The organism is Allorhizobium sp. GW101-3B10 (genome assembly GCF_059424725.1).
This window is the reverse complement of the sequence record NZ_JBWKZR010000001.1, coordinates 2,221,580-2,239,531: the sequence shown is the minus strand read 5'-3', so window position 1 is coordinate 2,239,531 and position 17,952 is coordinate 2,221,580. Positions and strand designations below refer to the sequence as shown.

The following is a 17,952-nucleotide window of genomic DNA, read 5'->3' as shown; positions in this document are numbered from 1 at the left end:
CATATTGATATGTGACCCGCCATGCATGCAAAAGCTGCATCTATGTCGTGGCTGAAGCCCGCTGTTTGACACGGCGAGGGGCGTTCATCGTCCATTTGTTAACCATGCCGCCGTAAGGGATGGTATGAGTCGTTCAATTTGGAAAACGGTAGGAAAAATGTCGAAAAAGTCTGGAAACGTTGCCTTGTCGCGCCGCGCCCTTCTTCAGGGGGCCGCAGTCGCTGCCGCCGCCATCGCCGGCCAGGCAGCCGCCCAGACAGCCATCGACGAGGTGATCACGGCACCGAGGCGCGGCAACTGGGACGATCAGTTCGACGCCAAGGCATCGCGCACGGTCGCCGGCGTGACCTCCAATACGCCGATGCTGAGCCCCAACAACTTCATCTACATCCAGCAGGCAATCACCGACTACCAGACGATCGTGGCGAACGGCGGCTGGCCGCAGGTCAATCCGTCGATCAAGCTGAAGATCGGCGCCAATGATCCGTCCGTCCAGCAGTTGCGCCAGCGCCTGATGATTTCGGGCGACCTGCCACGCTCCGCCGGCATGTCCAGCTCGTTCGACTCTTACGTCGACGGTGCGGTGAAGCGTTTCCAGGCCCGTCACGGCCTGCCGGAAGACGGCGTTCTGGGCGAATTCACCTTGAAGGCGCTGAACGTATCGGCCGACACCCGCCTGATGCAGCTCAACGTCAACCAGCAGCGCCTGCAGGCGATGATGAGCAAGCCGCTCGAAAATCGCTACATCGTCGTCAACATTCCGGCGGCCTATGTCGAAGCCGTCGAGGGCGATCGCGTCGCCCTGCGCAACACCGCGATCGTCGGCCGCATCAGCCGTCCGTCGCCGACGCTCGACTCCAAGGTCAGTGACGTCATTCTCAACCCCTACTGGACTTCGCCGCGCTCGATCGTTGAAAAAGACATCGTACCGATGATGCAGAAGGACCCGACCTATCTGAAGCGCAACAGCATCCGCCTGATCGACGGCAACGGTCAGGAAGTCGCGCCGGAAACCATCGACTGGTTCGCCCCGAAGGCGCCGAACCTCATGTTCCGCCAGGACCCGGGCAAGATCAACGCCATGTCCTCGACGAAGATCAACTTCCCCAGCCCGGACGGTGTCTACATGCACGACACGCCGACGCAGGGTCTGTTCAACAAGCTGATGCGTTTCGAATCCTCGGGGTGCGTCCGTGTCCAGAACGTCCGCGACCTCGTCGTCTGGCTCCTGAAGAACACGCCCGGCTGGAGCCGTCAGGAAATCGAACGCGTCATCGCCACCCGCGTCAATACGCCGATCCCGCTGGCCGACGAAATCGGCGTGCACTGGGTCTATATCTCGGCCTGGTCGGCAAAGGACAATATCGTCCAGTTCCGCGACGACATCTACGAGCTGGATGGCAATGCGCAGCTTGCTCTCCAGACCAATATCGGTGTCGAGCAGGTCGGCGGCTCGGTCGAAGAGGACATCCTGCCGCAATAATCGCTTTTAACGTTTTTGAGGCAACGGCCGCGCCCGCCAAGGAGCGCGGCCTCTTTTTGTACCGGCTTGCTGCCGTTGAACGAACTTCGTACAAGGCAGATATTGCCGCGACAGGACGGGCCGCGGGACGATCTGATCAAGCGGGGGACATGCCGGTGGGACCAATTGCGCGCAGGACGGTCCTGATCGGTGCAGGAGCATTGGCCGGTGGTCTGCTGACCCGCGCTGTCGTGCGGCAAGACCGACCGGAGGGCTCCGTCTTTCCAGCCGAACCGATGCCCGGCGAAGGGGACATTCTTAACGATGCCAGCCTGCTGAGCCCGACGCGGGTCGCAGCGCACCTGACCCTTGCGACCGATCGCCGTGAGGCACTGGTCACCAGCCTGCAGGCCGAACTTGCGCAGGCGCGCAGCGCCGGCCGGCCGGTTGTCGTCAGCGCCGCCCGCCACTCCATGGGCGGCCAGAGCCTCATAGCGAACGGCTCCGTCGTCACGCTCGACAAGGGCTGGTTGGAAGCCGACACGCAAAACAAGATCTGCCGGGTTTCGGCCGGCATGCGCTGGAGCGAGGTGATCGCAAGGCTCGACGCCATCGGTTTCTCGCCAAAGGTCATGCAGTCAAACAATGATTTCGGCGTGGCCAGCACCTTTTCGGTCAATGCCCATGGCTGGCCGGTGCCGTGGAGCGCCTTTGGCGGCACGGTGCGTTCAATCCTGCTGATGCTGGCCTCCGGTGACCTGGCGACCTGCTCGCGCTCTGAGAATACCGAACTGTTCAACCTCGCCATGGGCGGCTACGGTCTGGTCGGCGCCATCGTAGAGCTTGAAATGGAGATCGTGCCGAACCGCAATCTGGAGCCGACCTTCGAGCGTTTGCCGGGGGACCAGTTCGGAAAACGGTTCGTCGAGGTGCTGAAATCCGATCCGACCATCGAGATGGCCTATGGCCGCCTCGACGTGACGATCGGCTCCTTCTTCGACGAGGCGCTGCTGATCACCTATCGTCCGGCTAAGGACCAGTCACAACTGCCCGCCGCCAGCGGTTCGGGCATCGTCAGCCATGTCGCGGCAAAGATCTTTCGGGCGCAGCTTCAATCTGACCGCGTCAAAACCCTGCGCTGGGCGATGGAAACCACCATCGGCCCGAGCATGGCCTCGGGCCTTGCCACCCGCAACAGCCTGATGAACGAGCCGGCGGTGACGCTGGACGACGGCGATCCGACGCGCACCGATATCCTGCACGAATATTTCGTCTCGCCGGATCGGTTCGCCGATTTCGTGGCCGCCTGCCGGGACATCATCCCGTCGTCCTACCAGGAACTGCTGAACGTCACCCTGCGTTTCGTCGATACCGATCGTGACAGTGTGCTGGCCTATGCGACCGAGCCGCGGATCGCGGCCGTCATGCTGTTTTCGCAGGAAATGACGGTGCGCGGCGAAGGCGACATGGCGCGCATGACCGCGGCGCTGATCGAACGGGTGCTGGTGATCGGCGGAACCTATTATCTGCCCTATCGGCCGCATGCGCGACCGGATCAGTTCGTGCGTGGCTACGGCCGGGCGGCGGAATTTGCCGCGGCAAAACGCCGGCTCGATCCCGATCTGCTGTTTCGCAACGGGCTCTGGGACAACTATATTGCGGCCCTGTAAGGCCGGGAGAAGACGATGACCAAGCTGCGCTGGATTGCTCTGTTCTATATGGTGGCCCTGCTGGCGGCGGCCAGCCTCAATTACATACCCGGCCTGACGGATGCCGAGGGCCGCGCCTTCGGCATTTTCGCGCTCGATATCTTCGATGATCTGCTGCATCTGGTCTCGGCCCTCTGGGCGGGCATTGCCGCCTATCTCTCCAGCCGTGCCGCTCGCAGCTTCCTGCTTTATTTCGGCATTCTCTATCTCGGCGACGGGTTGCTGGGGCTGGCGACCGGATCAGGGTATCTCGATCTCGGAATCCTCAACTACGGCATCCAGGATTTGCCATTCGGCTTCAAGATACTCGCCAACCTGCCGCATATCGCGCTGGGCGGCGGGGCCGTGTTGTCGGCCTATCTGTGTCGCCGGGAGGCCTGAGGCATGGATTTTCTGTTGCGCGCCTTGAAATGGCTGGTCGGCCTGGCGGCCCTCGGCATCGTGCTTCTCCTGTTGCCGGTCGGTTATGTCGAGACCTTCTGCAAGGCCAATCCCGAGGAGCAAAGTTTCCGGCCGCTGATTACCGAGCCGGAGTTTCAGCGCGCCGAGGCCAACACTTACCTGACCTATCCCGAATGGCATATCGTCTATGCCTATGAAGGGCTTGCCCATGTACTTGCGACCGATGACGAGCATGCCTTCGGCTATCTGCGCAGCGTCACCAGTTTCTGGTCTTCGTTCTGCGCGCTCAATCAGCAAGCCGGCCGCCATGGCGGGGCCGACGGGGCAACCCGTAGCACGATCCATGTGATCGGCGTCAGCTTCACGCTCGAAATGGCGATGAAGGCGGCCTATGAGGAAACGCTCGGCCATCTCTTCGCGCTGGTCCGCGGCCCGGACAAGACGCCGCAGGATCTCTATGCTGCGCGCATGGCCGAGGACTACGGCCGCTTCCTGCATCAGACACCCTGGTACAAATATGATTTCCAGAGCGCCATCGACGGTCTCTGGGCCGAGCCGGTCGACAGCGTGCGCGGCTGGGAGCGCCGGCTGGCGCTGGGCGGTGAATGGAAGGCGAAGGTCGCCTATGCCAGCGCGATCGAGCAGGCCGTGATGGCAACCGGCGAGGCGAAGCTTTCGATCCGCTCGATCGTCAGGGGGCTGCCGGCCTCCGAGCTCACTGCCATCCCCGGTGTGGCAATCCTCCAGGAGACGCCGGCCTATCTGGCCATCGAGACGCCGCGCTACCGGGCCTTTACCGACATCCTGCGGCAGATCGCCGACCGCGGCGGCATGGTCAGTGAAATCGCCGGCAATGACGAAATCATGGTATCGGTAGTAACCGACAGCGCTGACGCCGAGCCCGTCTTCGACAAGGCCGAGGTGATTTCACGCATCCATCGCGATGGTTTTGCCGGTGACCGCCTGCTGTTGAAGGTGACGGTTGCCGATCTGGCGGCGCTGTTTGCCGAAGTGAAGGCCGGGCAGGTGACGCTCGAACATGTCTATGACTATTGAGGCCGGCGCGGGCTCGAGCGGTCGTGCCTTCGGCCTCCGGCTTGTCCGCAGTCTCGCCGTGTTGGTCGCCCTTTTGGCCGGCTGGATTGTCGCCATGGCTGTCGTCACCGCGCTGGCCGGGCCGCTGGTGCCGGCGGTCATCGTCATCGGTCCGACGGCGGCCTCGGGTCTGCCAGAAGGCGCCGGCATGCTTGGCGGCGGTCCGCGCCGCGTGATCGTGACCGGCGAGGCACCGCATTTCGTGCGCAGTCTTTATGCCTCTGGCGCCTGGCTCGTTCTGCCGGCGCTGCGCAACGGTTGCCTTGACCTGGGTAGCTGAGCCGTCGGCCAAAGCTGCAATCTGCGGCCTTTCGGCCGCCCATCGCTCTTTGATGCGCAAATGTCGCGTCCCGTATTGCCCTTGCCGAAGCGGAACGCTAAGACCCCTTTGCATCAACCCGTCAGGAGCCTGCAGTCATGTCGAACACCGATGCCTTCTTTTCCCGTACGCTTGCCGACACCGATCCGGAGATCTTCGGCGCGATCGAGAAGGAACTGGGTCGCCAACGTCACGAAATCGAGCTGATCGCCTCGGAAAACATCGTCTCCCGCGCCGTTCTCGAGGCGCAGGGTTCGATCATGACGAACAAGTATGCCGAAGGCTATCCGGGCAAGCGCTATTACGGCGGCTGCCAGTTCGTCGACATCGCCGAAGAACTGGCGATCGAGCGCGCCAAGAAGCTCTTCGGCGTCAACTTCGCCAACGTGCAGCCCAATTCCGGCTCGCAGATGAACCAGGCCGTGTTCCTGGCACTGCTTCAGCCCGGTGACACCTTCATGGGCCTCGACCTGAACTCCGGGGGGCATCTGACCCACGGCTCGCCGGTCAACATGTCCGGCAAGTGGTTCAACGTCGTGTCCTACGGCGTTCGCGAAGGCGACAACCTGCTCGACATGGACGCGGTGGCCGAAAGCGCTCGCAAGCACAAGCCGAAGCTCATCATCGCCGGCGGCACCGCCTATTCCCGCATCTGGGACTGGAAGCGTTTCCGCGAGATCGCCGACGAAGTCGGCGCCTGGCTGATGGTCGACATGGCGCATATCGCCGGTCTCGTCGCCGGCAACCAGCATCCGTCGCCGTTCCCGCACTGCCACGTCGCCACCACCACGACCCACAAGTCGCTGCGTGGCCCGCGCGGCGGCATGATCCTCACCAATGACGAGGATCTGGCGAAGAAGTTCAACTCGGCCGTCTTCCCCGGCCTCCAGGGCGGTCCGCTGATGCACGTCATCGCCGCAAAGGCCGTGGCCTTCGGCGAGGCGCTGCAGCCCGAGTTCCAGGACTACGCAGCCCAGATCGTCAAGAACGCCAAGGCGCTGTCCGAGACGCTGGTCGCCGGCGGCCTCGACATCGTGTCGGGCGGCACCGACAACCATCTGATGCTGGTCGACCTGCGCAAGAAGAACGCCACCGGCAAGCGCGCCGAGGCAGCCCTCGGCCGGGCCTACGTCACCTGCAACAAGAACGGCATCCCCTTCGATCCGGAAAAGCCCTTCGTCACCTCCGGCGTCCGCCTCGGCACGCCGGCCGGCACGACCCGCGGCTTCAAGGAAGCCGAGTTCCGTGAGATCGGCAATCTGATCGTCGAGGTTCTCGACGGCCTGAAGGTTGCCAATTCCGACGAGGGCAATGCCGTCGTGGAAGCATCGGTACGGGAAAAGGTTGTGGCTCTCACCGGCCGCTTCCCGATGTACCCCTACATGTAAGGAAAGCGCATGCGCTGCCCGTTCTGCGGTTCGGAAGATACCCAGGTCAAGGATTCCCGTCCGGCGGAGGATAATACCTCCATCCGCCGGCGGCGTATCTGTCCCGACTGCGGTGGCCGCTTCACGACGTTCGAACGGGTCCAGCTGCGCGAGCTGATGGTGGTCAAGAAGACGGGTCGCAAGGTCCTCTTCGACCGCAACAAGCTGGTGCGGTCCTTCCAGATCGCGCTGCGGAAACGTCCTGTCGACAACGAGCGCATAGAGCGCGCCGTATCCGGCATCGTTCGCCGGCTGGAGAGTTCGGGCGAGACGGAAATCTCCTCGGAGGAAATCGGCCTGCAGGTTCTCGAAGCGCTGAAGAGCCTCGACGACGTCGGCTTCGTCCGCTACGCCTCCGTCTATCGCGACTTCTCCCACGCCGAGGACTTCGAAAACGTGATCGCCGAGATCAACGCCAAGATCTCCCGCGACAGCGGCGTGGAGTGATCCTTGACCGGGGCGCCCGATGACGAGCGCTTTATGGCGGAGGCCATCCGCTTGTCGCTGCGCCATCTCGGACGCACCTCCACCAACCCGTCCGTCGGCTGCCTGATCGTCAAGGACGGCACAATCGTCGGCCGCGGCGTGACCGCCGAAGGCGGCCGCCCGCATGCAGAGCCGCAGGCTTTGGCCGATGCCGGCGACAGGGCCAAGGGGGCGACGGCCTATGTCACGCTCGAACCCTGTTCCCATCACGGCAAGACCCCGCCCTGCGCCGATGCCCTGATCGCCGCAGGCGTCGCCCGCGTTGTCGTCTCAGTGACCGATCCGGACCAACGGGTCTCGGGCCGCGGCCTGAAGATGCTGGCGGAAGCCGGGATCGCGGTGACGACCGGCGTTCTCGAAGAGGGGGGGCGGCGTGCGCTGGCCGGCTATCTCATGCGCCAGACGAAGGGGCGTCCCTATGTGATTCTGAAACTTGCAGTTTCCCGCGACGGCATGATCGGCCGCAAGGGCGGCGGACAGGTGGCAATCACCGGCCCGGCCGCCCGCGAAAGGGTCCAACTGCTGCGCGCCGAAACCGATGCCATCCTCGTCGGCATCGGCACCGCCCTCGCGGACGACCCATTGCTGACCGTGCGTCTGCAAGGTCTCGAAAACCGTTCGCCGATCCGCATCGTGCTGGACCGCAATCTCGACCTGCCCCTCTCTTCCAGACTGGTTTCCACTGCGCGGGAGGTCCCGCTGATCGTTGTCCGCGGCGTCGCGGACAAAAGCGTTGAAGGCGGGAAGGCCGCCGATATGCTGGCGGCGCGAGAGGCCGCACTCGAGGAAATGGGCGTGGAGGTTCTGGCCGCCGCCGACCTTGCGGGCCTGCTCTTTGCCCTCGGCAGTCGGGGCATCTCGTCTCTGCTGGTCGAAGGGGGCGCGCGCGTCGCGGCCGATTTCCTCGCGGCCGATCTGGTGGACGAAATCCGGCTCTATCGGGGCTCGCCGGAGATCGGAGCCGACTGCATCGCCTCGCCCTTGACCATTAATACAATCCCTCCGCGCTTCAAGCCTCTGCGCAGCCTGCAACTGGGGCCGGACCGGCTGGACGTCTTCGAACGGGCGCAAACCGCCTGACGCAGAAAGGCCCGACTGTCTGACAGCCGGGCCTTGTTCTTGATCGTCGCGTGATGGGGATCAGGCGACGGCGATCAGGTCTTCTTCATCGTCGCGCTGGCGGCCACCGATGGCGGCAGCAACTGCTGCAATGAACGCGCCGATCATCAACGAAAACGCGCCGGCCAGGGCAATGGCGGTCGCCGCCTTCTTGGCCGTATCGGCTGCTTCCCTGACTTCGGTCTTCGCAGCCTCGATATTGGCAAGCGTCTGGTCGACACGAGCCGTGGCATCCGCTTCCGAAAGGCCGGTGCGCGAGGCAACCACCCGATCGAGATAGGCACGGTCGTCTGCCGGCATTTCGCCGCGCAGGGTACCGTTGATGAGGATACGCGAGACTTCCGCGGTAACGCGTTCGTCGGTCTGCACGGCCGGCGGCGTTGCCGGATCGGCTGGGCGCAGGATGGCGTCGGCGAAGTAATCGACCGAGAAGCCGGCACCATCGTCGCTGGCGTTAGCCGCTGCGGTGACACCGGCAGTCCCGGCGGCGCCGACAGCCGTCGCCGTTGCACCGGCAACCGTGCCAGCAGCCGAAGCGATGACCGAGCTCAGCAGTCCGGCGACCAGGATCGTCGAGAGTGCCCAGGACAGGAAGCCATGGGCGGTGTCGCGGAAGAAGACTTCGTCGGTGCGAACGCCGACCCACTTGGTGCGCAGCCGGCCGGTCATGTAGCCGCCGAATGCGGCAGACAGCCACTGGACCAGAACCAGCCAGACCGCCGTTGTCCAGCCGATTGCCTCCAGCGACGCGCTCTCTCCGCTCCACGGCGACACCATGGTCAGGCCGAGGCCGGAACCGATCAGCGTCAGGATGAGGGTGATGGCGGAGGCAGCGAGGGCGCCGGCGATGATGGATCTAAGCGAGACGGCCGAAACCGCGGATTCAACCGGCATCAATGCCGGGGAAGGGGAGACCGGAATGGACATGCAGCCTCCTACCGCCAGAAAAGCATGATGAGAATGATGAACGGGAGCGGAACCCCCAGAAGCCAAAGCAAAATACCGCGACCCATGATCTACCTCCTGTCGGCCTTGCCGATGATTTTTGTTGTACCTCCCGGCCGCGCCAAAGGGACGCGGCGGTCTTCGTAAGAACACCGCGTCGCGCCTTTTGTTCCCCCGCCCAGGAGCTGCCGGTCCGCTCCCCCATTTCCCTGCTCCTTGGGTCCGCTTTCGGCCGCGCCGGTGAAAAACACTTGCCAAGCCCGGTGCGCCGTGGTTTGACCGCGCTTCATCCTGCATTGCGCCGAATTCTCTTGAAAACCGGGGTCGAGATCATGGCTAAGAAGAAATCTGCACCGCATCTCCTGATCGTCGAAGCACGGTTCTACGACGACATGTCAGACGCCCTTCTGGACGGAGCCAAGGCGGCTCTCGACGAAGCCGGCGCCACCTATGACATCGCAACCGTTCCGGGCGCGCTCGAAATCCCGCCGGCGATCTCCATGGCGCTCGATGCCGCCGACGAGGAAGGCATGCAGTATGACGGCTTCGTCGCCCTCGGCATGGTCATCCGCGGCGAGACCTATCATTTCGACATCGTCGCCAACGAATCCTCGCGCGCGCTGATGGACCTGTCGGTTTCCGAATCGCTGCCCATCGGCAACGGCATTCTGACGGTCGAGAACGAAGAGCAGGCCTGGGCACGCGCCCGCCGCTCGGAAATGGACAAGGGCGGCTTTGCCGCCCGCGCGGCGCTGACGATGATCGCGCTGAAAAAGAAACTGGGTAACTGAACGAATATGTCGACGGAAGAAAACCAGCCGGTCAAGACTGCCAACCAGCGGGGCGCGGCGCGCCTCGCAGCCGTGCAGGCGCTGTATCAGATGGATATCGGCGGCACCGGCGTGCTGGAAGTGGTCAGTGAATACGAGACTCATCGCCTCGGCCAGGAAGTCGATGGCGAGACCTATCTGAAGGCGGATGCCTCCTGGTTCCGCTCGATCGTCGCCGGCGTCGTGCGCGACCAGACGGTGATCGATCCGATGATCGCCAAGGCCTTGCAGGACGACTGGGCGCTGTCGCGCATCGACAGCACGGTCCGCGCCATCCTGCGTGCAGGCGTCTTCGAACTGCTCGAGCGCAAGGACGTGCCGGTCCCGGTCATCGTCACCGAATATGTCGAGATCGCCCGCGCCTTCTTCGAGGACGAGGAACCCAAGCTCGTCAACGCCGTGCTCGACCGGATCGCCAAGCAGGTCCGCGGCCCCGCCAAGAAATAATCTCAAGGATCAGGACATGGCCGCTCACGAGTCGCAAGGGTTGGACGGCCAGCTTCGTGCGGCCAAGCGCAACGTGTCGATCCTCACCGTGGCCCAGTCGATCCTCGGATCGGCGGCGCCGTTGAGCTTTTCTGTCGGCGGTCTCGCCGGCTTCCAGCTCCTGGGTGCCGACAAGTCGCTCGCGACAGCGCCCTTGACCGGCTTCAATGTCGGCGTGGCGCTCGGCGCGATCGTCGTTGCCGCCGCGTCGCGTTTCCTCGGCCGGCGCGAGAGCTTCATGGTCGGGGCGCTGATGGGAGCCATCGGCGGTTCCGTGGCGGCCCTCGCACTATTCCGTTCCGAATTCTGGCTCTTTGCCTTCGGCCTGATGCTGATCGGCCTGTCCGGCGGCTTCACCCAGAAGATCCGCTTTGCCGCCGCCGATGCCTCGCCGAGCTTCTACAAGGGCAAGGCCATCTCCTGGATCCTCGCCGGCGGCATCGTCTCGGCCATCGTCGGCCCGCAGCTGGCGATCTGGCTCAAGGACTGGATGGAGCCGGTGACCTTTGCCGGCGCCTTCATGGGTCTCGTCCCGCTGATGCTGCTCGCCATCGTCGTCCTGTCCTTCCTCAAACTGCCCGACACCTCGTCGAAGACCGCCGGCAGCGAACCCGCCCGCCCGCTGCGCGAGATCGTCATGACGCAGCGATTCGTCACCGGGATGATTTGCGGCATCAGCTCCTACGCTCTCATGACGTTCATGATGACGGGTGCCCCGCTCGCCATGGTCGTCGGCTGCGGCTTCTCCTCCGACCTCGCAACGCTCGGCATCCAGTGGCACGTGATCGCCATGTTCGCGCCGAGCTTCTTCACCGGCATGCTGATCACCCGTTTCGGCACGGAAAAGGTCGTCGCCGCCGGTCTGCTGATTCTGATGAGCTGCGCCATCGTCGCCCATATGGGGGTCGAATTGTGGAACTTCTGGCTGGCCCTGGTGCTGCTCGGCATCGGCTGGAACTTCGGTTTCATCGGCGCAACCGCCATCGTCGCCTCGAGCTATCGGCCGCATGAGGCCGACAAGGTCCAGGGCTTCCACGACATCATCCTGTTCGGCACGGTGGCCCTTTCCTCCTTCTCGTCGGGCAAGGTCTTCTCGGCCTTCGGCTGGTCGGTGATGAACCTCGTGATCTGGCCCGTGACCTTCATCTGCCTGATCCTGGTCGTGCTGCAGATGCGCGCAGCGGCCCGCAAGGACCGCGCCTGAACCCGTCCGGCTGCGACACCGCCGGGGCTTGACGTTAGGGAATCCGCAACGCAATCTCGCCGCAAGTCGGGCAGCTTCCGGAGGAGGGGCCGAGCCTGACGTCACCGCCCGCGGGGAGTGAGGCGCGGGCAATACGGGAGGTATTGCGAATGACAGTGCTTTTAGGCGTCATATTTTGCGGTTTGCTGTCGGTGGCCTATGCAATCTGGGCGACACGCTCGGTGCTGGCGGCCGATCAGGGCAATGCCCGCATGCAGGAAATTGCCGGTTATATTCGTGAAGGGGCGCAAGCCTATCTCGCCCGCCAATACCTCACCATTGCAATCGTGGGCGTCGTCGTCTTCGTGGGTGCCTGGTTGCTGCTGTCGGCGACGGCAGCGATCGGCTTCCTCATCGGTGCCGTTCTGTCCGGCGCTGCCGGCTTCATCGGCATGCACGTCTCGGTACGCGCCAATGTGCGCACCGCCCAGGCGGCATCCCAGAGCCTGGCCGCCGGCCTCGACATCGCCTTCAAGTCCGGTGCGATCACCGGCATGCTGGTCGCCGGTCTGGCGCTGCTCGGCGTCTCCATCTACTTCTATGTCCTGACCGTGGTGCTCGGCCACGAGAGCGGCTCGCGTGAAGTCATCGACTCGCTCGTCGCACTCGGTTTCGGCGCCTCGCTGATCTCGATCTTCGCCCGTCTCGGCGGCGGCATCTTCACCAAGGGTGCGGATGTCGGCGGCGACCTCGTCGGCAAGGTCGAGGCCGGAATTCCGGAAGACGATCCGCGCAACCCCGCGACCATCGCCGACAACGTCGGCGACAATGTCGGCGACTGCGCCGGCATGGCCGCCGACCTGTTCGAGACCTATGCGGTCTCGGTCGTCGCCACCATGGTTCTGGCCGCCATCTTCTTTGCCGGTTCGGCCGTCCTCGACATCGCGATGATCTATCCGCTTGCCATCTGCGGCGCCTGCATCATCACCTCGATCATCGGCACCTTCTTCGTCAAGCTCGGCACCAACGGCTCGATCATGGGCGCCCTCTACAAGGGCCTCATCGTCACCGGCGCGCTGTCGATCCTCGGCCTGGGTGCGGCGACCTCGCTGACCATCGGCTGGGGCTCGATCGGCACTGTCGCCGGAATGGACATCACCGGCTGGAACCTGTTCTTCTGCGGCATTCTCGGCCTCGTGGTCACCGCGCTGATCGTCGTCATCACCGAATACTATACCGGGACCAACAAGCGGCCGGTCAACTCGATCGCCCAGGCCTCGGTCACCGGCCACGGCACCAACGTCATCCAGGGTCTAGCCGTTTCGCTGGAATCGACGGCGCTTCCGGCGATCGTCATCGTCGGCGGCATCATCTCGACCTACCAGCTTGCCGGCCTGTTCGGCACCGCGATCGCCGTGACCACCATGCTCGGCCTCGCCGGCATGATCGTGGCGCTCGACGCCTTCGGCCCCGTTACCGACAATGCCGGCGGCATTGCCGAAATGGCCGGCCTGCCGTCGGAAGTGCGCAAGTCGACCGACGCGCTCGACGCGGTCGGCAATACGACCAAGGCGGTCACCAAGGGCTACGCAATCGGTTCGGCCGGTCTTGGCGCGCTGGTTCTGTTCGCCGCCTATTCGAACGACCTGCAGTTCTTTGCCGCCAACAGCGACAAGTATCCGTACTTCGCCAACATGGGCGACATTTCCTTCAGCCTGTCCAACCCCTATGTCGTGGCCGGCCTGATCTTCGGCGGTCTCATCCCCTACCTGTTCGGCGGCATCGCCATGACAGCGGTCGGCCGGGCAGCCGGTTCGATCGTCGAGGAAGTGCGCCGCCAGTTCCGCGAGAACCCCGGCATCATGCTGGGAACGGTCAAGCCTGACTACGGCCGGGCTGTCGACATGCTGACCAAGGCTGCGATCCGGGAAATGATCATTCCCTCGCTGCTGCCGGTCCTCGCTCCGTTGGTCGTCTATTTCGGCGTGCTGCTGATTTCCGGCTCCAAGGCCTCGGCTTTTGCCGCACTCGGCGCCTCGCTGCTCGGCGTCATCGTCAACGGTCTGTTCGTGGCGATCTCTATGACCTCGGGCGGCGGCGCCTGGGACAATGCCAAGAAGAGCTTCGAGGACGGCTTCGTCGACAAGGACGGCGTCAAGCACTTGAAGGGCTCGGACGCGCACAAGGCGTCTGTCACCGGCGACACCGTCGGCGATCCCTACAAGGACACGGCCGGTCCGGCCGTCAACCCGGCGATCAAGATCACCAACATCGTCGCCCTGCTGCTGCTCGCCGTTCTGGCGGGCTGATACTGGGCGAACCATCGCTGGACAAACAAAAAAACCGCGGGAGCAAGCTTCCGCGGTTTTCTTTGTATTTGTGTCTTTCGGCTGGCGCTTACATGCCGCCGAGCATGTTTTTGACGCTGTTGGCTGCGCCTCCGCCACCCGACAGGATCTGTTGCAGGAAGGTGAGGTCCTTGCCGCCCGTGGGGGTGGTGCGCGAGATCATGTCGAAGACCTTGCCGTCCTTCAGCGTGTAGTTGGCGCGCTGCGCAACGACGCCTTCCTTGTCGAAATAGATCGCCAGGATCTGCTGTTCGACCAGCTTCTGCTTCATGAAGGCGACGGCACGCGTGCGTTTCTGCGAAATATAGTAGAAGACTTCGCCGTCGAAGGTGGCGGTCGTCGAAGGCGTGCCGAGCGACAGTATGACCTGCTCGCGGCTCGAGCCGACCGGCACGAGTTCCAGCGCGTCCTGATCGACGACATAGCCGTTGTGAAAGACTTCGGAAGTCGTGCAGCCCGACAGGCTGGCGACCGAAAGGGCGAGGGCGAGGGCAGTGCAGCCGAGAACTTTTCTGTCCGATCCGAGGTACCGCATTTCCAACCACACGTCTCCAATGACTCTAGGCGGCCGCCCGACAGGGTGGGCCGCAAACCTGATGCGCATACCATTGTGGCCTTTCCGGGGACAAAACCTGTACTGCTTGGCCCTTGTTCGGACGAAGCGGCCGGTGACCCGGTGGCGGCCACGAGGATCGGGCCGGAGGGCAGAAACGGCATTGCAATTCACGTCTGCTTCGGTAAACCAGCTTTCGCAATCATGCAACACGACCCGGGGCGGGCGAGCCCGTTCCTTGGTTCTTTTTGGTGAAATGAATGCTATTCGGGTACTTCCGACAGAAAAAGCATAACCGGATCATCGTTGAGCGGCAGTATGCGGCATTGACCGCGACGGCGCGCACGCCGGTATTCTATGCGGAACTCGGCGTGCCCGACACGGTCATGGGTCGCTTCGAAATGCTGTCGCTGGTGCTGATTCTTTATTTTCGACGCACCAGGCAGTCGGCCCGTGGCGGACAGGAGATCGCCCAGGAGATCATCGACGCCTTTTTCGAGGATGTCGACCATTCCATTCGCGAACTCGGCGTCGGCGACCCGGGCGTGCCGAAGCGGATGAAGAAGCTCGCAGGTATGTTCTTCGGCCGGCTCGAGTCCTATGCCGCGGCGCTCGACAAAGATGACGGCTCGCTGTTGGCGTCGGCCCTTCGGCGCAATATATATCCGGAAACGGGCGACGAGGCGCCGAACATGGCCGGTCTCGCCGAATGGATGATGGACGCCGAGCGCAAGCTTCGCGCCCTCGATGAGGAGGTCGTCGAGACCGGTATCGTCCGGCTCGATACCCCTGGAGGATTGCTCTGAGATGAGTTCGCACAAGAAGGACGCCGACGCACCGGCTTTCTCCTATCTGGTGAAGGTCGGCCACGTCTCGGCCAATCCGGTCCGGGTTCATGTCGAGGCGGATGCGCGCGAATGCACGGCGCTGGCCGACGTGTGGCAGGTGGAAGCGGTCAACCGGCTCAGCGCCGATCTGCAGATCAATCGCTGGAAGAAGGACGGCATCCGTATTCGGGGTCAGGTCGAAGGCGAAATCGTGCAGGCCTGCGTCGTGACGCTGGAACCAGTGGTTTCGGAGATCAGGCAGGAAATCGATCAGATCTTCGTTCCCGAGGGGTCCAAGCTTGCCCGCATCGTCACCGACGAGGCCGGCGAATTGGTCCTTGATCCGGATGGGCCGGACCTTCCCGAGACCTTTGTCGGCGACACGATCGACGCGGGTGCCCTGGTTGCGGAATTCGCCGCCCTCGGCATCGATCCCTATCCGAAGAAGTCGGGCGCGCAATTTGCCGGGCATATCGAGAGCAACGAAGCTGACGATCGACGCCCGTCGCCTTTCGCCGTGCTGAAGGACTGGAAAAAGGACTGATCGCAGTCACAACATCGGTGAATTGGGTTGTGCGGTACGGCGAAACCGGTATTTTGGCCGAAATTTCGCCGGGCAGCGAATAAGAAGGATCGGGCATAAGTGATCAGAATTTCTCTTGACGTCATGGGGGGCGACTTCGGCCCTGAAGTCGTCATTCCCGGCGCTGCCAAGGCACTGGAGCGGCATCCCGACATGCAGTTCGTCCTGTTCGGCCAGCAGGAGCGTTGCCTCCCGCTCATTGCCCAGTATCCGAAGCTCAAGGAAAAGTCTGTATTCCATCATTGCGACATCGCCGTCAGCATGGACGAGAAGCCGAGCCAGGCGTTGCGCCGCGGCCGCTATGTCTCGAGCATGTGGCGCTCGATCGAGGCGGTGAAGGCCGGCCAGGCCGACGTCGTCGTCTCTGCCGGCAATACCGGCGCGCTGATGGCGATGGCCAAGTTCTGCCTGCGCACCATGGCGACGATCGAACGGCCGGCCATTGCCGCCATCTGGCCGACATTGTCGGGCGAAAGCATCGTGCTCGACGTCGGAGCGACGATCGGCGCCGACGCCCAGCAGTTGCTCGACTTCGCCCTGATGGGCGGGGCCATGGCGCGCGCCCTGTTCGAGGTCGAGCGTCCGCTCGTCGGCCTGCTCAATGTCGGCGTCGAGGAGATCAAGGGCCAGGAAGAAGTCAAGGAAGCCGGGCGCATGCTACGCGAGGCCGGCCTCGACACCATCGACTACTACGGCTTCGTCGAGGGCGACGATCTCGGCAAGGGCACGGTCGACGTCGTCGTGACCGAAGGCTTCACCGGCAATATCGCGCTGAAGACCGCCGAAGGCACGGCTCGCCAGATTGCCGAATACCTGCGCGCCGCCATGTCGCGCACGCTGCTCGCCAAGATCGGCTATCTGTTCGCCAAGGGCGCCTTCGACAAGCTGCGCGAGAAGATGGATCCCCGCAAGGTCAATGGCGGCGTCTTCCTCGGGCTGAACGGCATCGTCATCAAGAGCCACGGCGGCACCGACGCCGAAGGCTTCGCCGCCGCCATCGATGTCGGCTATGACATGGCGCGCAACGGCCTGACGCAGAAAATCGAAAACGATCTGAAAAAGTATCATGCCCGGCACCCGTCTTCCGCGGGTCCGGAAGCTGCATGATCGACGGGGTAAGGAAGACAATGATCCGTTCTGTTGTTCGCGGTTTCGGGGCGGCGCTCCCGAAGCGGGTGGTGACCAATCGCGAATTGGAGGAGATGGTCGATACCTCCGACGAATGGATCGTGCAGCGCACGGGCATTCGCCAGCGCTACGTCGCCGGCGAGGACGAGACCACCGCCTCGCTTGGCGCCGAGGCCGCCCAGAAGGCGCTCGAAAATGCCGGCCTGACGATCGCCGACATCGACCTGATCATCTGTGCGACCTCCACGCCGGACAACACCTTCCCGGCGACGGCGGTCAACATCCAGAACCGTCTCGGCATGCACCACGGTTTCGCCTTCGACCTGCAGGCCGTCTGTTCCGGCTTCGTCTATGCCGTGTCGACCGCCGACCTGCATATCCGCGGCGGCATGGCGAAGCGGGTCCTGGTCATCGGTGCTGAAACCTTCTCGCGCATTCTCGACTGGACGGATCGCACCACCTGCGTTCTGTTCGGCGACGGCGCCGGCGCCCTGATCCTGGAAGCGGGCGAGGGAGAGGGCAGCAATGCCGACCGCGGCATTCTCACCTCGCAGCTGCGCTCGGACGGCGTCCACAAGGAAAAGCTCTACGTCGACGGCGGACCGTCGACGACCGGCACGGTCGGCCATCTGCGGATGGAAGGGCGCGAAGTCTTCAAGCATGCGGTCGGCATGATCACGGACGTCATCGAGGCGGCCTTCGATGCGACGGGGACTGCGGCGGGTGACGTCGACTGGCTGGTGCCGCACCAGGCCAACCGGCGAATCATCGACGCTTCGGCCAAGAAGCTCGGCATTCCGCTGGAGAAGGTCGTCGTCACGGTCGACCTGCACGGCAACACCTCTGCCGCATCGATTCCGCTCGCGCTTTCGGTCGCTGCGGCCGACGGACGCATCAGGAAGGGCGATCTCGTCATGCTCGAAGCGATGGGCGGCGGCTTTACCTGGGGCGCCGTTCTGCTGCGCTGGTAGCGACGCCACGCGAAATAAAGGATTTTTAACAAGCGCTTGACCGTCACGCCCAAGGGCAATACTCTCTGGCGACTTCAAC

The 17,952-nt window shown here is 63.6% G+C and carries 18 protein-coding genes; 16 read left to right on the top strand and 2 right to left on the bottom strand.

Annotated features, from left to right (window positions below; translation table 11 throughout):
* Window positions 1-157 precede the first annotated feature (157 nt).
* The 8 genes from AC07Y0_RS11030 (at window position 158) to ribD (ending at window position 7,980) form a co-directional block, all read left to right on the top strand.
* Window positions 158-1,483, top strand: coding sequence for a L,D-transpeptidase family protein (locus AC07Y0_RS11030; protein WP_498677171.1), 1,326 nt, complete (start codon window positions 158-160; stop codon window positions 1,481-1,483).
* Between the two features lie 155 nt (window positions 1,484-1,638).
* The gene (locus AC07Y0_RS11025; protein ID WP_498677163.1) at window positions 1,639-3,132 is read left to right on the top strand and encodes an FAD-binding protein; all 1,494 of its coding nucleotides are present in this window, start codon (window positions 1,639-1,641) and stop codon (window positions 3,130-3,132) included.
* A gap of 15 nt (window positions 3,133-3,147) precedes the next feature.
* The gene (locus AC07Y0_RS11020; protein ID WP_498677162.1) at window positions 3,148-3,552 is read left to right on the top strand and encodes a DUF4383 domain-containing protein; all 405 of its coding nucleotides are present in this window, start codon (window positions 3,148-3,150) and stop codon (window positions 3,550-3,552) included.
* Window positions 3,553-3,555: 3 nt separating this feature from the next.
* Window positions 3,556-4,629 carry a hypothetical protein gene (locus AC07Y0_RS11015; protein WP_498677160.1) on the top strand — a complete coding sequence of 358 codons (1,074 nt, stop codon included), beginning with the start codon at window positions 3,556-3,558 and terminating at the stop codon, window positions 4,627-4,629.
* On the top strand, window positions 4,613-4,948 hold the full coding sequence (locus tag AC07Y0_RS11010; protein WP_498677159.1) for a hypothetical protein: 336 nt from the start codon (window positions 4,613-4,615) through the stop codon (window positions 4,946-4,948). The genes AC07Y0_RS11015 and AC07Y0_RS11010 overlap by 17 nt, the downstream gene beginning before the upstream one ends.
* Window positions 4,949-5,085: 137 nt before the next feature.
* The gene (gene glyA / locus AC07Y0_RS11005; protein WP_028736039.1) at window positions 5,086-6,375 is read left to right on the top strand and encodes a serine hydroxymethyltransferase; all 1,290 of its coding nucleotides are present in this window, start codon (window positions 5,086-5,088) and stop codon (window positions 6,373-6,375) included.
* A 9-nt stretch (window positions 6,376-6,384) separates the two neighbouring features.
* Window positions 6,385-6,861 (top strand): transcriptional regulator NrdR, encoded by a 477-nt coding sequence (nrdR, locus tag AC07Y0_RS11000; protein WP_154720022.1) that lies wholly within the window; start codon window positions 6,385-6,387, stop codon window positions 6,859-6,861.
* Window positions 6,862-6,864: 3 nt separating this feature from the next.
* Window positions 6,865-7,980: a bifunctional diaminohydroxyphosphoribosylaminopyrimidine deaminase/5-amino-6-(5-phosphoribosylamino)uracil reductase RibD gene (ribD, locus tag AC07Y0_RS10995; protein ID WP_498677157.1), complete on the top strand. Its 1,116-nt coding sequence runs from the start codon at window positions 6,865-6,867 to the stop codon at window positions 7,978-7,980.
* Between the two features lie 60 nt (window positions 7,981-8,040).
* Here the strand turns inward: ribD and AC07Y0_RS10990 are convergent, their stop codons facing one another.
* Complete coding sequence (locus AC07Y0_RS10990) at window positions 8,041-8,946, bottom strand: hypothetical protein (protein WP_498677155.1); 906 nt, start codon at window positions 8,944-8,946, stop codon at window positions 8,041-8,043.
* Between the two features lie 350 nt (window positions 8,947-9,296).
* Between AC07Y0_RS10990 and ribH the strand changes: the two genes are divergently transcribed.
* From ribH to AC07Y0_RS10970, 4 genes are all read left to right on the top strand, one after another.
* Window positions 9,297-9,755, top strand: a complete 459-nt coding sequence (gene ribH / locus AC07Y0_RS10985; protein ID WP_498677153.1) for a 6,7-dimethyl-8-ribityllumazine synthase — start codon at window positions 9,297-9,299, stop codon at window positions 9,753-9,755.
* A 6-nt stretch (window positions 9,756-9,761) separates the two neighbouring features.
* Complete coding sequence (gene nusB / locus AC07Y0_RS10980) at window positions 9,762-10,241, top strand: transcription antitermination factor NusB (protein ID WP_498677151.1); 480 nt, start codon at window positions 9,762-9,764, stop codon at window positions 10,239-10,241.
* Between the two features lie 16 nt (window positions 10,242-10,257).
* A complete protein-coding gene (locus AC07Y0_RS10975) occupies window positions 10,258-11,484 on the top strand; it encodes an MFS transporter (RefSeq protein WP_498677148.1) in 1,227 nt (408 codons plus the stop codon).
* A 149-nt stretch (window positions 11,485-11,633) separates the two neighbouring features.
* Entirely contained in the window at window positions 11,634-13,772 is a 2,139-nt protein-coding gene (locus tag AC07Y0_RS10970) for a sodium-translocating pyrophosphatase (protein ID WP_498677146.1), read from the top strand.
* Between the two features lie 88 nt (window positions 13,773-13,860).
* Here the strand turns inward: AC07Y0_RS10970 and AC07Y0_RS10965 are convergent, their stop codons facing one another.
* Window positions 13,861-14,358, bottom strand: a complete 498-nt coding sequence (locus AC07Y0_RS10965) for an outer membrane protein assembly factor BamE (protein WP_498677143.1) — start codon at window positions 14,356-14,358, stop codon at window positions 13,861-13,863.
* Window positions 14,359-14,624: 266 nt separating this feature from the next.
* Here AC07Y0_RS10965 and AC07Y0_RS10960 point away from each other — a divergent pair, with 266 nt between their 5' ends.
* From AC07Y0_RS10960 to AC07Y0_RS10945, 4 genes are all read left to right on the top strand, one after another.
* On the top strand, window positions 14,625-15,170 hold the full coding sequence (locus AC07Y0_RS10960) for a ubiquinol-cytochrome C chaperone family protein (RefSeq protein WP_498677140.1): 546 nt from the start codon (window positions 14,625-14,627) through the stop codon (window positions 15,168-15,170).
* 1 nt (window position 15,171) lies between these two features.
* On the top strand, window positions 15,172-15,735 hold the full coding sequence (locus AC07Y0_RS10955) for a YceD family protein (RefSeq protein ID WP_498677138.1): 564 nt from the start codon (window positions 15,172-15,174) through the stop codon (window positions 15,733-15,735).
* 99 nt (window positions 15,736-15,834) lie between these two features.
* The gene (gene plsX / locus AC07Y0_RS10950) at window positions 15,835-16,881 is read left to right on the top strand and encodes a phosphate acyltransferase PlsX (RefSeq protein ID WP_498677136.1); all 1,047 of its coding nucleotides are present in this window, start codon (window positions 15,835-15,837) and stop codon (window positions 16,879-16,881) included.
* 20 nt (window positions 16,882-16,901) lie between these two features.
* On the top strand, window positions 16,902-17,873 hold the full coding sequence (locus AC07Y0_RS10945; protein ID WP_498677134.1) for a beta-ketoacyl-ACP synthase III: 972 nt from the start codon (window positions 16,902-16,904) through the stop codon (window positions 17,871-17,873).
* Window positions 17,874-17,952: the final 79 nt, after the last annotated feature.

Coding starts and splice junctions, on each gene's coding strand:
- AC07Y0_RS11030 (WP_498677171.1), top strand. CDS start 158: ATGTCGAAAAAGTCTGGAAACGTTGCCTTGTCGCGCCGCGCCCTTCTT.
- AC07Y0_RS11020 (WP_498677162.1), top strand. CDS start 3,148: ATGACCAAGCTGCGCTGGATTGCTCTGTTCTATATGGTGGCCCTGCTG.
- AC07Y0_RS11015 (WP_498677160.1), top strand. CDS start 3,556: ATGGATTTTCTGTTGCGCGCCTTGAAATGGCTGGTCGGCCTGGCGGCC.
- AC07Y0_RS11010 (WP_498677159.1), top strand. CDS start 4,613: ATGTCTATGACTATTGAGGCCGGCGCGGGCTCGAGCGGTCGTGCCTTC.
- glyA (WP_028736039.1), top strand. CDS start 5,086: ATGTCGAACACCGATGCCTTCTTTTCCCGTACGCTTGCCGACACCGAT.
- nrdR (WP_154720022.1), top strand. CDS start 6,385: ATGCGCTGCCCGTTCTGCGGTTCGGAAGATACCCAGGTCAAGGATTCC.
- AC07Y0_RS10990 (WP_498677155.1), bottom strand. CDS start 8,946: ATGTCCATTCCGGTCTCCCCTTCCCCGGCATTGATGCCGGTTGAATCC.
- ribH (WP_498677153.1), top strand. CDS start 9,297: ATGGCTAAGAAGAAATCTGCACCGCATCTCCTGATCGTCGAAGCACGG.
- nusB (WP_498677151.1), top strand. CDS start 9,762: ATGTCGACGGAAGAAAACCAGCCGGTCAAGACTGCCAACCAGCGGGGC.
- AC07Y0_RS10975 (WP_498677148.1), top strand. CDS start 10,258: ATGGCCGCTCACGAGTCGCAAGGGTTGGACGGCCAGCTTCGTGCGGCC.
- AC07Y0_RS10970 (WP_498677146.1), top strand. CDS start 11,634: ATGACAGTGCTTTTAGGCGTCATATTTTGCGGTTTGCTGTCGGTGGCC.
- AC07Y0_RS10960 (WP_498677140.1), top strand. CDS start 14,625: ATGCTATTCGGGTACTTCCGACAGAAAAAGCATAACCGGATCATCGTT.
- AC07Y0_RS10955 (WP_498677138.1), top strand. CDS start 15,172: ATGAGTTCGCACAAGAAGGACGCCGACGCACCGGCTTTCTCCTATCTG.
- AC07Y0_RS10945 (WP_498677134.1), top strand. CDS start 16,902: ATGATCCGTTCTGTTGTTCGCGGTTTCGGGGCGGCGCTCCCGAAGCGG.